Here is a 15,363-nt window from a genome sequence, read left to right on the forward strand (position 1 = left end):
TGAGGTTTTTCCTCATCCTTTTTTATGTAGCTAATGATGATGAGCGATAAAGGTACAGTAAGTATCCTGATGGGGACTTACAACGGCGAAAAATACTTAGAAGAGCAACTTCAGTCTATTGCTTCACAAACGTACACTAACTGGAATCTGATTGTTTCCGATGATGGTTCGACGGATAGCACTTGTGAACTTATTGAGCAGTTTTCGCTCAACTATCCTAATAAAGTCGTACTATTGAAAGGGCCAGGAAAAGGTTTTGCAGCCAATTTTTTCAACATGCTGCAACGTAATGATATAAATTCTGATTTTTATGCATTCTGCGATCAAGATGATATTTGGCTGGATGACAAACTAGAATCTGCTGTCATGCAGCTAAACTCACTACCGCAGAATGAATACAAATTATATGGTTCGCGTACCAAGTTGATTGACTCAGATGGACAGTCCATTGGTTATTCTCCGTGCTTTATGAAAGCGTTCTGCTTCAACAATGCGCTTTTACAAAGCTATGCAGGTGGGAATACCATGGTATTTAGTCGCGGATTAAAGCAACTGTTCGAAACGCTCCCTGCCGACTTAAAAATTGTTTCTCACGATTGGATCCTATACATCATCTGCAGTGCAATGAATGGCACTGTTATTTATGATCGCGAACCCAAAATCCTTTACAGGCAGCATGGACAAAATCTTGTCGGTAGTAACACAGGATTGCTGTCCAAGGTTACACGGTTTAATCGACTTTTTGCTGGGGAATTTAAAACCTGGAGCAAAATGAACTGTATGGCACTGGATTGTATTAAAGAGAAGATGCCTGTAGAAGAAAGACTCAATTATGAAAAATTTAATGCTCTTGGGCATGGTTTGTTAAGACGCGTTGAGTGTTTTACTAATGGTGGATTTTACAGACAAAGCAGCCTTGAAACGTCTGCATTTTTTGTTATGAATTTATTTAGGAAAATAGTCTAACCATCGACGGTGTAAATATGAAAAAAACTATTTTTAAGATTTTAAGGTTCTTTTTAAAAGTTGCAGTGTTTATCTACTATGGTATTTTGTCCATCAGAGATGACTTTAGAACTAAGAAATATCGCGATGTAAAAGTAAAGAATGATTTTACCGGCGGTAAAGTTATGCTTTTGGCATTGTATGAAAAAACCTTACTCAGGAATGATGTACTAGAACTTCTCAAAGAAGCGAAGAAGAACAACATATTCATTGTTGCAGTTAATACTTTAAAGCTTGATTCCGAAAACTATCCCAAAGAACTCGTCGACGTATACATTGAACGTGATAATTATGGGAGAGACTTTGGTAGCTACAAAGCTGGGATGAAGTATTTTTATGACAATGGTATGGAAAAGCAATGTGAACGCTTGCTGATTATAAATGATAGCGTTTTCTTCTCCAAAAAAGGATTGCCAGATTTCGTCTTTAACCTATTTAACACAAGTTGTGAAGTTCTTGGTGCGACAGAGAACAGTGCACACTCTCACCATTTGGGCTCTTTCTGTATATCTGTTATTGGCGACATTGTAAGAAAAGAAAAATTCAAAAGTTTTTGGGATAACTATAAGCTTTCAAATGTTAGACCATTAGTTATTAAAAGAGGTGAGTTCGCACTAAGCAAAACCCTAAAAAGTTTAGCAAGTTCTGAAAAACATTTTAAATCATTGTTTGATGTTTCTTTCATGGAAAAGAAATTTAAAAGTGATCAGAATTTCTTCCAAAACTATCACTATTATCGTAGAGAAGGGGAAAGTGCATGGTTAAACAGAACTATAACAAGTATTATTGCAAAAGATGAAATACTTAATTCTTATTATAAAAAATATTTATTAGAAGAGAATAACACTGTACGTATTGGAAAAAATATCAATGGTGAGACAGTTGTTGTTCCAAAGAGCATAAAGGATGTAAAAAACCCACCAGTTGATTACTTAGGTGTGGTCAAGTTTTTTGGTAACTACAATTATTACGACAAGAAGCACAATGAACAGTTTGAAAGGAGATTAATTTCATTCTACCTTGATGAATTTACTCTTGGTTCGCAGATTCACATTAATTGCTTGGCATTGCATCATTGTGGTTTACCGATTATTAAGTTAGACCTGATGTTTAGATGTGTTTGCAATATGAATGATGTCATTAAATTGCGAGACCAGCTAGATGAGTCACAACAAGAAGAGTTCATGGGATTAATGTTATCACGACTTTGTGGTGACAGATTCTTGATTGGCTTGAACCGTCTTGCATACCAATTTGGGATTTTGTAATGTCGAATAAGCAAAAGTCTGTAGGATGGGATGACTTCACATCTGCATTAAAAAACTTTCACGTCGTGAAAGTGATGGGTGGTCAAGACATTCGCATGCGTTACAAACGCTCTAAAATGGGGCCGTTTTGGATCACAATCAGTATGGCGGTGATGATTACCACCATGGGATTAGTATTCGGCAACCTATTTAAAACCAACGTTAAAGAGTTCCTGCCTTACCTGACGTTAGGCCTGATAACCTGGACATTTATTCAGAGTTGCATCTCTGAGGGTTGTGATGCGCTGATCTCATCCGAAGGTATCATTAAGCAGCTACCCGTCCCCTTACATGTTCATGTGATGCGAGTAATTTGGAAGAATTTCCTAATTTTTCTCCATAATATTGTTATTTTTCCATTGGTATTACTTGCGGTTCAAAAGAGTGTAAGCTGGACAGTTATTCTGGCTATACCGGGTTTTCTGCTGCTTTTGTTAAATTTGACTTGGGTGTTAATGATTCTCTCAATGATTTGTGCACGTTTCCGCGACATGACACAAATTGTGCTTAGTATCATGCAAGTGATCTTCTATCTCACTCCTATTATCTGGATGCCTAAGCTGCTTTCTCATAATTCTGCGGCTGTTTTGCTTAATTTTAATCCGCTTTATCACCTTATAGATTTAGTGCGCAGTCCGTTGCTAGGCGAGGTGCCAATGATGAGCAGCTATATTATCGCTGCTGTGATGGCAATAGTTGGTTTGTCGCTTTCGATAGCAATGACCAGTAAGTTTAAATATCGCGTTCCTTATTGGGTGTAATTCAATGGCAATTATTAAATTTGAAAATGTATGCATTGACTTCCCAATTTTCGATGCTCGAGCAAGATCTATTAAAAAGAACTTTATCAACTTTGCTACCGGCGGGAAAGTTGGCCAGCACGACGGCAAAGTGGTTGTTTCTGCCTTAAATAATCTTAATTTTGAGATTAAGGATGGCGAGAGAGTCGGCTTAATTGGACATAACGGTGCGGGTAAAACCACGTTGTTACGTATGTTTAGTAAGGTTTACCACCCAACAAGCGGACAAGCCACCATTGAGGGTGATATCGGTTCATTGATCTCAATTTCTCTCGGTATTAATCAAGAGTTTACAGGCAGAGAAAACATTTACATCCGTGGTGCGCTTTTAGGCCTCAAAAAGAAAGAAATTGATGCACGCATTGAAGAGATCATTGATTTCACCGACCTTGGTGATTTTATCGACATGCCGGTAAGAACTTACTCTTCTGGTATGCAGATGCGCCTTGGATTCAGTGTCAGTACAATTTTTACTCCAGAAATTTTGCTGATGGATGAGTGGTTATCTGTGGGGGATGAAGGCTTTAAAGAAAAAGCTGAAACTCGATTAACCAACATCATCAATGCGACTAAAATTCTCATTCTTGCCAGCCACAGTAATGAATTGTTAAGAAAAACCTGTACGAGAATTCTTTGGCTGGAACATGGCACGGTAAAAATGGATGGTACGCCGGAAGAAGTGCTACCACTCTATTTTAAATCGAATATTCAAAGAGGTGATTTGTTAACCAACGCCTAATCCTGCACAATTTTTAGGTGTTTAATCATCGCACCATTCACTACCTAAAATGTGCATAGATGAGTTAACATATTTGCCACTTCAATCACAAATCTGATTTTGTGATGGTAACTTCAGACAGGAGTAGATGATGTCCAAGCAACAAATCGGTGTTGTCGGTATGGCAGTAATGGGCCGTAACCTTGCTCTTAACATTGAGAGCCGCGGCTACACGGTGTCTATCTTCAACCGTTCTCGCGAAAAGACTGATGAAGTCATCGCTGAAAACCAAGACAAGAAACTTGCCCCTTACTATACCGTTGAAGAGTTCGTTGAGTCCCTGGAGAAACCACGCCGTATCCTGCTGATGGTGCAGGCGGGTGAAGCGACCGATAAAACAATCGCGTCTCTGACTCCACACTTGGACAAAGGCGACATTCTGATTGATGGTGGTAACACCTTCTATAAAGATACCATCCGCCGTAACAAAGAACTGTCTGACCAGGGCTTCAACTTCATCGGTACCGGTGTCTCCGGCGGTGAAGAGGGTGCACTGAAAGGCCCTTCAATCATGCCTGGTGGCCAGAAAGAAGCGTACGAGCTGGTTGCGCCAATTCTGGACAAAATCGCTGCGCGTGCTGAAGATGGCGAGGCTTGTGTTGCTTACATCGGTCCAAACGGTGCTGGTCACTATGTGAAGATGGTGCACAACGGCATCGAATACGGTGATATGCAGTTAATCGCCGAAGCTTATGCATTGCTGAAAGGCGCGCTGGGCCTGAACAATGAAGAACTGGCAAAAACCTTCACCGACTGGAACAACGGTGAGCTGAGCAGCTACCTGATCGACATCACCAAAGATATCTTCACCAAGAAAGATGAAGAAGGTAAGTATCTGGTAGATGTTATTCTGGACGAGGCCGCTAACAAAGGTACCGGTAAATGGACCAGCCAGAGCTCACTGGATCTCGGCGAGCCGCTGTCCTTGATCACCGAATCTGTATTCGCTCGTTACCTCTCTTCTCTGAAATCTCAGCGTGTTGCTGCCTCTAAAGTACTGAGTGGCCCACAAGCCAAAGCTTTCACTGGTGATAAAGCAGAGTTTGTTGAAAAGGTGCGTCGCGCATTGTATCTCGGCAAAATCGTTTCATATGCTCAGGGCTTCTCACAGCTGCGTGCTGCTTCAGAAGAGAACAACTGGGATCTGCACTACGGTGAAATCGCTAAGATCTTCCGCGCTGGTTGTATCATCCGTGCTCAGTTCCTGCAGAAGATTACCGATGCATACGCAAGCAATGCAGACATCGCTAACTTGTTGCTCGATCCTTACTTCAAGAACATCGCTGATGAGTACCAGCAGGCGTTGCGTGATGTCGTTTCTTACGCAATTCAGAATGGTATCCCAACACCAACCTTCTCAGCTGCTATCGCATATTACGATAGCTACCGCTCAGAAGTTCTGCCAGCGAACCTGATTCAGGCTCAGCGTGACTACTTCGGTGCGCACACCTACAAGCGTATTGATAAAGACGGTGTGTTCCACACCGAGTGGTTAGACTAATTTCCGCATTATAATAAGGGGCCTATTTAGGCTCCTTTTTTATTATATCTATCTAATAGTTAGTTGTGATTTCCCATCAAATATATAGTGTTGTTTGTTTCATGTGGAAACCACGATATATTATTGTCATTGCTGAAATTATTTTATTTTGGTTAAGTTTTAAAGGATGGATTATGTCATCTGAGCGAATTCTTTTTGTTGGTAATACAAGTAAACTCGACCGTCCTTATATGGATCCGTCAACTCGCTATAGATGTTTTAATATTGCATATTCTTTGAGAGAGAGAGGCCACACCACCGAGGTGGTTACATTGTCTTATTTCATAGATCATTTGGATGTTGCAGATAATTTTGACACGATTGTATTCCATCGTCCATCATTAAACAATGAGGCGTTACTGCGCTTTTTATTCAAGAATCAAGATAAAAAGAATTTAATCGCAGATTATGATGATTTAATTTTTGATGTTAAAAGTGTTATTGATATACCTAATATAGAAAGCAGAGATCCTTACCTGAATTCAATATCTGATTTCATTTCAAGGAATGCAGCGGCCAATAATTTTTTTAGAAAGTTCAGCGTCTCCACGACACCTTTATCAGATAGGCTAAAGAAAGTAATCCCCTCTGCAGAAGTGAATGTAATTTCAAATGCGCTATCACTAGAATACATCCAACTATCACGAAAACTATTTGCGCTTAAAAAAAATAAAGAATATAAGATTGGATATTTCCCAGGAACTGCTAGCCACGATAACGATTTTAAACAGGTTGCTCCATATATAGCTAAGTTCTTATCAGAAAATAATAAAGAGAAAATGTTTATTCTAGGGCCGTTGAAAATACCTGCCGTACTTAATAAGTTTAATCATAGAATTGATCATGTTAAAGAAGTTGTGCCGTTTTCTCATCTACCCTATATAAAAGCAAATGTTGAGAATATTATAGCACCGTTGACTAATAATCAATTTAATGAGTGTAAAAGTGGCCTGAAGTTTTTCGAAGCCATGCCACTAGGTTGCCGGGTAATTGCAACTCCAATTCCTGATATTGATAGATTTGAATCCGAATATTTGTACAAATGTAAAAGCATTGAAGAATGGGATGAATTAACAAACATCCCAAAAATATCACATGAAAATTATGAAGTAGAATTAAACAATACACTATTAAAAGTTGGGTCAGATAATATTGCAAAAATTTGGGAGGAGAAATTTTTATAATGAAAAAAGTTCTGTTTTTTGTTGAACCTCATCCAATTAGGAACATCTTTGTTGAGTTTATAACTCCTGGTGATATGTTCGCGAAAATTGCATCCCATGAAAATTTTGACGGTATTGAATGGCGTATTTTCTCAAACAAGTACATTCTTGATTTAATGATTGAACATTTTGTAAATGATGATCATACCGTTGATTTCATTTACCCCCATGAATTATCTGGCACAGATTTAGAAAAAAAAGAAGCCTTAGTGGATTTTAAAAATAAACTGATTTATCCAAGTAATGAAGACCATAAGAAAATATGTTCATTTTTGGATGAATGGGATGGCGATGGCATTTTGTCTAGAAACACTTTAGTTGATGGTGTTGGCGAAATATCATTATATTATGAGTCCTTACTTGAAAAGATTCATGCTGAGTATCAATTTACTCACATTGTTCTTTGGTCAGAAAACGGAGCAGTAAAACAATTTTGTTCCAAATTTGACGTCCAATCTCTTCATTTTGAACTTGGTCCAACAAGATTACCTTTTCAAGATACAATCCTCATAGACCCTCAAGGCACCAATGGGAATGCAACGATCTGTACTGAAAAAGTAATTAAATCAGAAAATGCCATTAGTACTAATTTATGGATGTCTGATTTTTCCGACAAAGGGTACTTATCTGTTCTTGAGAGTTATTTAGCTCCATCGAATACTCATTCAGTTGAAAATTTACATGGTGAAAGCCTGATTCTTACTGATATTGGGTATTCAGGCAATGTCACAGTAGAGATAAAATTAAAAGCCAATTTTATTGATAATTATGTAGTTATTTGTCTCCAGTTAGCTGATGACTTGAACACCTTAAATCATTCAAAATATGCTAATCCTTTGGAATTCTTGGATGATGTTGTCCCTAAGGTTATATCTCTAGGATATAACGTTATAATTAAAAGGCATCCTGGTGCGCCAGGAAGAATTTTCAATTTGGTTAAAGAAGTTGAAGCAATTGAACATGCTAAAAGCCTGTCTGACAAAGTGTTGGTCTTGCATCCGGACACAACGTCTGAAGACTTCTTAGCAATAACAAAAAACTCAAGAGTTGTTATTTCAATTAACAGTTCCGTAAGTTGTGAGTCTTGGATATTAGGAACTCCGGGGCTGATTCTTGGAAATGCAGCATATGACATTAACAATAGCATTAAGAATCTCAGCATCGATTTCCTTCAAGGTGGAAATCTTTTAGATAATGAAGAATATTTAATTCGTGTGAGGGACGATATTAAGTTTTCACTTAATCATTATTTTATGCCAAGGAACCAATATCTCTTATCTGAAGTTTTAGCGAAAGTGGTGAATGAATACTCTGCCAGTTCTTCAAAAAGTTATGTGCAATGGCTTAAAGATAATGTAGATATTTTTGAAATCATGATGAAAGAGAAATTATTAATAATGAATAATAATATCTCAAAGGATGAAAAAGTAGACACTGCTTTATTGGCTGAAACCGCAATACCTAATGAGAGTTTTTACAGCGTTACCATTGAAGAATTCAAATGTACTCATAATGAATTTATTATATCTGGTTGGGCAGAAGCAGATGATGTTAGTGTAATTAAAGTATTTATCGAATATGAAAATGAGTACTTATTTGCTGAGAGTTTTGATCGACCAGACGTAGAGCAAGCATATCAATCGATAAACTCAGGAGCAGGGTTTAAAATCAGTGAACAAATACACGCAGAGTTTGTTTATAAAGATAATGTTAAGTTATACATATATGGCTCTGACCTGAGATGTAGATATATAAATATTCTGTTTGATTGACCTTCTTCTGGCCATACCCCACATGCTGATAATATGAACATAGCGAGTTTTCAATGAAGAATTTAATTGTTGGTCCTTCACATGTTGTAAGGATGCAACACGCAAAAAGCAGCAATTGTCTACCAGCCGACATTGATGAGCCTGTGTTCATAGGTATGGGAGGAGCACCAACATGGAGCGATAATATTTTTAATAAGGTATCAGAGTCATTGGATTCTGGCTCAAAAATTCATCTTATTCTAGGTGATTATCGTTTTGGAAATAACATTCTTGCCGAGGGAAAGGATGTCCTCAGCCAAGATAAGGTTTACATTAATATACATGGGGAGTTTTTGACGCCTGAAAATGATAGAAAAATGTACGGTTTCTATCTACAAGGGCTAGATAAATGGCGTTCATCGTACCCTAATATAAATATTATACCATGGACGTTACTAATGAGGAGGGCTGAAAACATTTCCACTCAACATCACGTCGATGTAAATGGGATCTATACTCATCCAACCGTAAATGAAGAAATGTTAATTGGAAAGTATTGTGAGCCATCGTATCTAAGATGCTTAGAAATTCCCAGTTCTGTTCTCAAGAACTTTTACATAGACAACGATCTTCATCCTTCGACACTTGGTTATGTCTTTCTAACAAAATGTATTATTAAGCTTGACCCACATGAAAGTGTATACGCTAGTTTAAAAATTATAGAGTTCGTTATTTCTGATTTCTTTAAAAAATTAAGTATTGAAAAGAAGATCTATATTACTGGTGATAGTGTCGCTATGGCTACAATCAAGAAGGTGTTGCCTTTCGAATACAATTTAAAAAACTTTCTTTGTTTTGAAAAATATCACGGCGTTGATTACATTGAGATAAATATTGAGTCCGTGACGTCCAGTTTATCCAATTCGAACTTTTCAAATGCCAATGATAATAATAAAATATCATTCCCTTGGGACTACTTAGGATTTAGCGCAATTTCGCAGAGACATCCTGACTTGAAAAGGTTACAACCTGCACCACACACATTGCCTTTGTCGGAACAATTATCCTATTATGAACTATTCAAAAGCGATGAATTTTTTGATATTGGAGAGAAGTTAACACCAACATTAAAGGGTATGCTTTTTATCCTGTCATTAGCGTCAAGAAAGCCATCTAATGAAAAAGTTGCAATTATAAACAACTCAATTAAGGATATGTTCTCTTCGGTCGACCATGCTTCTTTTAAATATCATGAATCAGAACGGAGCATAAAGAAGAGTGATGAAACCATTATGTGGAAAATTTCTAATTTTCTAGTTTCCCTGCTGAAGTGATTTTTTCTTTTTTAATTTATAATTGACAATTTGCACTATAACCAAGTTGGAGCAGACCTTTGGAAAGGAAAAAGATTGAATCGCTCGATTTTGTAAGAGCATTATCTGTATTGTTCATTATCATCTTCCATTATGCAGCGGTCATACTCTATGACAAAAAATGGATGTTAATATATCCAGATATATTTTCCCTTTTTTTGGTGGTCTTGGTGTTTCTTTCTTTATTATAATTTCAGGTGGTGGGATTTATAACTCAATTAGATCAAATTTTAACCTTTCGGATTTTTATAAGCGACGTTTCCTTTCAATATTCCCCTCATACTATGTTGCCTATTTCATAACGGCAGTTGTACTGTTTGTTTTTAGTGGTAGAGTAATTTTTCAAGGTGATTTCTTAAAGATTTTCTGGACTTTGCTAGGTTTGGATGGCTTTTTATCTCAAAGGGTCCAGACTTTTTATTTGATTGGTGAGTGGTTTGTAGGTTTCATCATTTTGATGTATGTGATTTTTCCTGGGATACTTGCGCTATATCGTCGCAGTAAAGCTGTGACTTATATTGTTGCAGTTGGCTTGGCTATTACCTCAATACATTATAATGTTTTTTTATACGAGCATATACCATTTTGGAATAAACGAGACATATGGAATCCTATTGCGCGATTGCCAGAGTTCATTCTAGGTATGGTGCTTTTTGAAGCAATTGCTAATAAAAATCACCAACTATTGAAGTACATTACTATAGTGGCGGTTGCTGTTGTCTTAGGCTACTCTATTCATGATCATAGAGATATGGTGATTAATGAATCCAGGAATATACCTCTTTTCTCATCGATATTAGTAATTTTAGTTGTTGTTTATGAATATGCTCTTAAATTCATTCATTCGAATCATATAATCTCTTTCTTATCGAATTATTCCTTTTTAGCCTTTCTTTATCATCATCAAATTTTATCAATTATCTCATCAAAGATTAACTTCCAGAACCTTGATAAGACTTCACTTATTTATTGTGGCGCTATGGGGATTTCTTTAAGTTTTCTTTTAGCCTACGCTACTTTCGACATCTCAAGTAAATTCAAGGACTTTTTAAGTAAGAAGATCTACCGTTAAGACTTTATGATTCGCAGTGCTGAGCGATTAACGGCTAGCACTGCTGTTTAACTTTAAGTTTTTTTCAAACCACCAACAACTCTCCCTCACGCCCCGCATTCTCCCCAGCCAGCCTCACCACCAGCATCCCCGCTGTCGCAAACTTCATCAAATTCCTTGCATACAGCACGCCACCAAACTCAGCAAACAGCGGCGTCACCTGGTCGGTAATTGGGTCAACAATCTCAGCCACCACTTCACCAGGCTTAATCCACTCACCCAAATTACGACGGTTTAACAGCAGCCCAGAGTGAGGCGCATGAATATACTCACAGCCTGCCAAAGGCGTGGCTGGGTTGATCAGGGCAGGGGACTCACCCAACTCACCCGCAATATAGCCACCTTCAATCAGCGCATTGATAATCGCATCGGCATCTTTTTCTGCTTGTTCTGGCGCAACATCTGCCACGCCGCGTAACTCCAGCGTCACTGGCAACAATCCGCGTGGCATGGGGTATTTATCACCAAACCGCTCAGCCAGCGTTAACCATGGCTCGCAGCAGGCTTCATCAAATGGCTCCCCACCGGAGATTTGCGCCAGCAGCTGCACTTCACTACCCAGCCATCGTGCCAGCGGTTCGATGTCCTGCCAGGCATGCGGAGTGGTGTAGAGGTGTGGCAGTGCATCCCAGTCGCAGTGCAGATCGATCATGAGATCCGCCTGGCTGGCCATGCGCATCAGGGTAAAGCGCTGCGAATCCAGTTCAGTCTTGGCAATACGGTCGCGATAATGACGGTCAATCGCTTCGCGAATCAGACGTTTGTTTTCGTACTCACTTTGCGTCAGTGAATCCGCGAGTTCAGCGGCCAGGGTTTCACCCAATGCCGGGAAGCGGCGATTAAAATCTTGGCCCGATAAAGTGTGGAAGCGTCCCAAGTGACTGCCGTGCCAGTGTTGTCCCATCGCTAAAGGATTGGCGACCGGCACCAGGGTGATCTTTGATTTAAGCTGTCCGGCGGATTCCAGTGCCAGCAGTTTGTGTTTTAAATACCACGCTACCGCCATACCGGGCAGCTCATCACCGTGTAAGGCGGCCTGAATATAGACGCGCTGCTGGGAATCGGTACCGAAGTGGAAGCTAACGATTTCGCGCTGTGTTCCAAGGGAAGCACTCAACAGAGGATGATGTTGCTGTTGCATGAGGTTGTCGATGTCCTGTCTCTACGGCACCTAAAGATTCGTGCCTAAAATTTATTGATTGGAATTATAGTGCTGCTGTGAAAATGAGCGGAATAAAAGCAGTGAATTATGTGTACTGAACAATGGAATCCAGCGGCTGGGGGGGCTGCAGGCCGCCCCTACCAAATACCATACGTTACTGCTGAATGGAGATGTCAGTCGCGAAGTACTTCTTCTGAATCTTGTCGAAAGTGCCGTTCTTTTTGATTTCAGCGAATGCGTTATCAAGGGCAGTTTTCAGCTCTTCATCGCCTTTACGCAAACCAATGGCGGTGCCTGGGCCGATGATCGGGTCTTGTACAATCGGACCTGCCAGTTCGAAGTCTTTNTTTGATTTCAGCGAATGCGTTATCAAGGGCAGTTTTCAGCTCTTCATCGCCTTTACGCAAACCAATGGCGGTGCCTGGGCCGATGATCGGGTCTTGTACAATCGGACCTGCCAGTTCGAAGTCTTTGCCCTGTGGCTGCTTCAGGAAACCATTAGCGGCCTGGGCGGCATCAGTGAACACTACATCAAGACGCCCAGAGATCAGATCACTCTCAACCTGTGCCTGATCGCCATAAGGAACCACTTGTACACCGTGTGGCTGCCATTTTGCCAGCGCATAGCGTTCCTGTACGGTTCCCTGCTCAACACCCACGGTTTTACCTTTCAGGGATTCAGCGGTCGGCAGCAGACCAGAGCCTTTGCGCGCGATCAGTTGGGTGTGCGTATCGTAAAGCGGCACGGTGAAGTCAATCTGCTTCAGGCGCTCTTCGGTGATGCCCATATCCGAGAGGATAGCGTCGAACTTGCGTGCTTTCAGTGCCGGGATCATGCCGTCAAACTGGCTCTCTACCCAGACGCATTTGGCTTTCATCTGCTCGCACAGCGCGTTGCCAAGGTCGATATCAAAGCCAACCAGCTTGCCTTGTGGGGTTTTGGATTCGAATGGAGGATAGGTTGGGTCAACGGCGAAACGAACCTGATCAATCTTTGCCTGAGCGCCAAACGCACAACCTGCCAGCACAGCCAGAGCCAGCGTCTGACGCAGGCGGGCGGTAAAACGAGAACTTGCCATAATAACGGTCTTCTTTTTTCGTGATGTGGAATCACGCAGAGTACCGCTCACCGTCAGCCATGGCAATTAGCAGATTATTTTCAGAACGTTACCATTATGCAGCTTGCGGTAATCCGCCACATTAAGCACCACGGATTTCTCCAGTAAGCCAGCATTAAAGGCAATTTCGTCGTAGCGTTCGAACAGCATGGGATCAACCACCAACTGCAAATCAGGATGGAAACTGAAGGGCGGAATGGCTCCAAATACACAGCCGGTTAAGGCATCCACTTCTGCGGGAGAAGCCAAGGAAGCGCGACGGCCACCCACCGCTTCAGCGACTTTGCTCAGGTCTGCTTGTTGATCGGCGGGTAAGATCGCCAGTACGTGCTGTTTAATGCCGTTGCCTTTCACATGGCACACCAGCGCTTTGGCCCCTTGCCCCACTTCCGTGCCACGGATAGCGGCCACCGCCTCACACTTGCCGGTTGCTTCATGCTTCATGATTCGATAACGGGCGTTGTGCTGATCGAGCAGGGCGAGCAGTTTTTCATGAGTGGTCATGAGACTCTCCGTGTTGAATAAGATTGGTGAGTAGTACCTGCATCATATGTGTCTGGCGAGGCAACAAACCCAGCTTCAATCCTAGCGGCTTAAAAGCGCGATTCAATGTCGTCAACGTTATGCTCTCTTTGTCCTGTTCGACATCGGATAAAGTGCGGCGGCTGATCCCCGCTAAGCTGGCATAGCGATCCTGTGAAAATCCCAGCACCTTTTTACGAAGCTGCATTAAGAGTTGACCATGGGTTAACTTCTCCTCAATGAACTGCTGTAGAAGGTCCAATAACATGGCTTCTCGTTCAAAAGGCGTCATCGTTTTTTTCATAACTGCCACCCAGCAATGCGTTCATCCAGATAATTAAAGCCAATACCGGGCATTTCCAGAATAGATTGCGGTACGCCGCGATCGGCAAGTCGTCCTTTCAATCCAGTAAGTTTATTGGCTAACTCACCTAAGCTTTTCAATAGTGTTGCTTCAGGAATGAGATCGTCCAGTTGATGTGCAATCAATTGCCAATTGTAGTGGCCACCCTCTTCATAAGGTGAGCCCCACTGAGTGGTGCGCACCACGCCCTCAGGATCGGCTTTCATCGGGGCAAAGTCATAAACCGGTGCAAGCCACATTCCTGCCGATTTCTTGAGAATGGCACTGTTACGCCCATGATTATCTGAATTACCAAATGCAATATTGAGCATGTCGCGTTTAACCCATTCACTGACCAACTTTTCTCGATGTTCTCCAGTCAGCGCTAATCGATCAACCAGGCATCGAATGACCTCAAAATGATTGAGATAACTCCCCGGCGCTTTTTTCATCAGCGAATAGATGGATTCCAGCCCGTACATCACTTTTCTATTTTCAACAAACGCGATATCGAATCGTGGTAGCCAAAGAGAAGGGTATCTTTCACCTTCGCACAACAGCATTGCCTGGGTATCAATCGTGTCGATGCCCATGGCCTGTAACTCATGATAGAAATGATATTCCGCACGCAGAATGTCACAGTCGATTGGGCTGCGTGTACCACGCGGATACTTGACCAGATACGGGGTATCCTGGTTTTGTTGATCGTCTTGCCAAGTATCAATCCATACTTCGCTTTTCGTATTTCGCCTTAAAAGTAGTTTTGGCGCTTCCCCACCAGCACCTGTTGCGCCGCCGCTGGCAGCGCCCATTTGTTGTGCATATTCAAGAAAATCACTGTCTCTCTCAATCGCCCATTCGGCAGGAAAACGTCGAGTTTTGAGTTGGCTATTTTCTGGCAATTGGGGAAGGGAATCTTTGATACGCAAATTTCCAACAGGCGCAATAGTTCCGGCTTTTAACAGTGCGTAATCTTGCTCAGCCGACGATTTTCCCTGTAATCCAAGATGTTGAATCCAGTAACGTCTGCTTGCACCCGCAGGAACAATATCATCAAGGAAGCTAAACCAGGGCTGCGCAAAATGGCTGCCAATTAGCATGACGGGGTAGTTCAGGCTGCAGCTTGCGATATCGTTTCGGTCGAGTTGCTCGGCTGCATAATTGAAGTCATAGGCAAGCAATGTGGCGCTTTCACGCCCCTTAGACGGCTCTTTAACATCAAGCTCGGCAGCGTCGTGCCATTGTCCATCAAGGTATAGCTGTAGGGTAAGCATGCTGAACCTCCATTGAGCAGTATGTTGCTCAATTTTAGCTAGCTTTATCTTTTTTG

14 protein-coding genes and 1 pseudogene are annotated in these 15,363 nt (G+C 41.2%); 9 read left to right on the forward strand and 6 right to left on the reverse strand.

The window, feature by feature from the left end:
* Positions 1–36: 36 nt before the first annotated feature.
* The 9 genes from ACPUC8_RS18665 (at position 37) to ACPUC8_RS18705 (ending at position 10,849) form a co-directional block, all read left to right on the forward strand.
* Positions 37–966: a glycosyltransferase family 2 protein gene (locus ACPUC8_RS18665; RefSeq protein WP_494926987.1), complete on the forward strand. Its 930-nt coding sequence runs from the start codon at positions 37–39 to the stop codon at positions 964–966.
* 17 nt (positions 967–983) lie between these two features.
* Complete coding sequence (locus ACPUC8_RS18670; protein ID WP_494926988.1) at positions 984–2,273, forward strand: rhamnan synthesis F family protein; 1,290 nt, start codon at positions 984–986, stop codon at positions 2,271–2,273.
* The gene (locus ACPUC8_RS18675; protein WP_058973883.1) at positions 2,273–3,073 is read left to right on the forward strand and encodes an ABC transporter permease; all 801 of its coding nucleotides are present in this window, start codon (positions 2,273–2,275) and stop codon (positions 3,071–3,073) included. The genes ACPUC8_RS18670 and ACPUC8_RS18675 overlap by 1 nt, the downstream gene beginning before the upstream one ends.
* Before the next feature lie 4 nt (positions 3,074–3,077).
* Positions 3,078–3,851: an ABC transporter ATP-binding protein gene (locus ACPUC8_RS18680; protein WP_058973884.1), complete on the forward strand. Its 774-nt coding sequence runs from the start codon at positions 3,078–3,080 to the stop codon at positions 3,849–3,851.
* Between the two features lie 130 nt (positions 3,852–3,981).
* Positions 3,982–5,391 (forward strand): NADP-dependent phosphogluconate dehydrogenase, encoded by a 1,410-nt coding sequence (gnd, locus tag ACPUC8_RS18685; RefSeq protein ID WP_039327832.1) that lies wholly within the window; start codon positions 3,982–3,984, stop codon positions 5,389–5,391.
* Positions 5,392–5,564: 173 nt separating this feature from the next.
* Positions 5,565–6,614, forward strand: coding sequence for a hypothetical protein (locus ACPUC8_RS18690; protein WP_494926989.1), 1,050 nt, complete (start codon positions 5,565–5,567; stop codon positions 6,612–6,614).
* Complete coding sequence (locus ACPUC8_RS18695; RefSeq protein WP_494926990.1) at positions 6,614–8,425, forward strand: capsular polysaccharide export protein, LipB/KpsS family; 1,812 nt, start codon at positions 6,614–6,616, stop codon at positions 8,423–8,425. Before ACPUC8_RS18690 ends, ACPUC8_RS18695 begins: the two co-directional genes overlap by 1 nt.
* Positions 8,426–8,478: 53 nt before the next feature.
* Positions 8,479–9,738 (forward strand): hypothetical protein, encoded by a 1,260-nt coding sequence (locus ACPUC8_RS18700; RefSeq protein WP_494926991.1) that lies wholly within the window; start codon positions 8,479–8,481, stop codon positions 9,736–9,738.
* Positions 9,739–9,898: 160 nt separating this feature from the next.
* On the forward strand, positions 9,899–10,849 hold the full coding sequence (locus tag ACPUC8_RS18705; RefSeq protein WP_494926992.1) for an acyltransferase family protein: 951 nt from the start codon (positions 9,899–9,901) through the stop codon (positions 10,847–10,849).
* Between the two features lie 64 nt (positions 10,850–10,913).
* On the opposite strand, the gene ACPUC8_RS18710 is transcribed toward ACPUC8_RS18705, so the two are convergent.
* The 6 genes and pseudogenes from ACPUC8_RS18710 to ACPUC8_RS18735 form a co-directional block, all read right to left on the reverse strand.
* Complete coding sequence (locus tag ACPUC8_RS18710) at positions 10,914–12,029, reverse strand: succinylglutamate desuccinylase/aspartoacylase family protein (protein WP_494926993.1); 1,116 nt, start codon at positions 12,027–12,029, stop codon at positions 10,914–10,916.
* A 175-nt stretch (positions 12,030–12,204) separates the two neighbouring features.
* A pseudogene (locus tag ACPUC8_RS18715) lies at positions 12,205–12,396 on the reverse strand (transporter substrate-binding domain-containing protein); the annotation flags it as partial.
* Complete coding sequence (locus tag ACPUC8_RS18720) at positions 12,323–13,129, reverse strand: ABC transporter substrate-binding protein (protein WP_494926994.1); 807 nt, start codon at positions 13,127–13,129, stop codon at positions 12,323–12,325. The pseudogene ACPUC8_RS18715 and the gene ACPUC8_RS18720, both read right to left, overlap by 74 nt.
* Positions 13,130–13,195: 66 nt before the next feature.
* Positions 13,196–13,672 (reverse strand): YbaK/prolyl-tRNA synthetase associated domain-containing protein, encoded by a 477-nt coding sequence (locus tag ACPUC8_RS18725; protein ID WP_494926995.1) that lies wholly within the window; start codon positions 13,670–13,672, stop codon positions 13,196–13,198.
* The gene (locus ACPUC8_RS18730; RefSeq protein WP_039327840.1) at positions 13,659–13,994 is read right to left on the reverse strand and encodes a helix-turn-helix domain-containing protein; all 336 of its coding nucleotides are present in this window, start codon (positions 13,992–13,994) and stop codon (positions 13,659–13,661) included. Before ACPUC8_RS18730 ends, ACPUC8_RS18725 begins: the two co-directional genes overlap by 14 nt.
* On the reverse strand, positions 13,991–15,307 hold the full coding sequence (locus tag ACPUC8_RS18735; RefSeq protein WP_494926996.1) for a type II toxin-antitoxin system HipA family toxin: 1,317 nt from the start codon (positions 15,305–15,307) through the stop codon (positions 13,991–13,993). Before ACPUC8_RS18735 ends, ACPUC8_RS18730 begins: the two co-directional genes overlap by 4 nt.
* Between the last annotated feature and the right edge of the window lie 56 nt (positions 15,308–15,363).

The sequence above is a fragment of the Pantoea sp. CFCC18177 genome, from assembly GCF_059412425.1.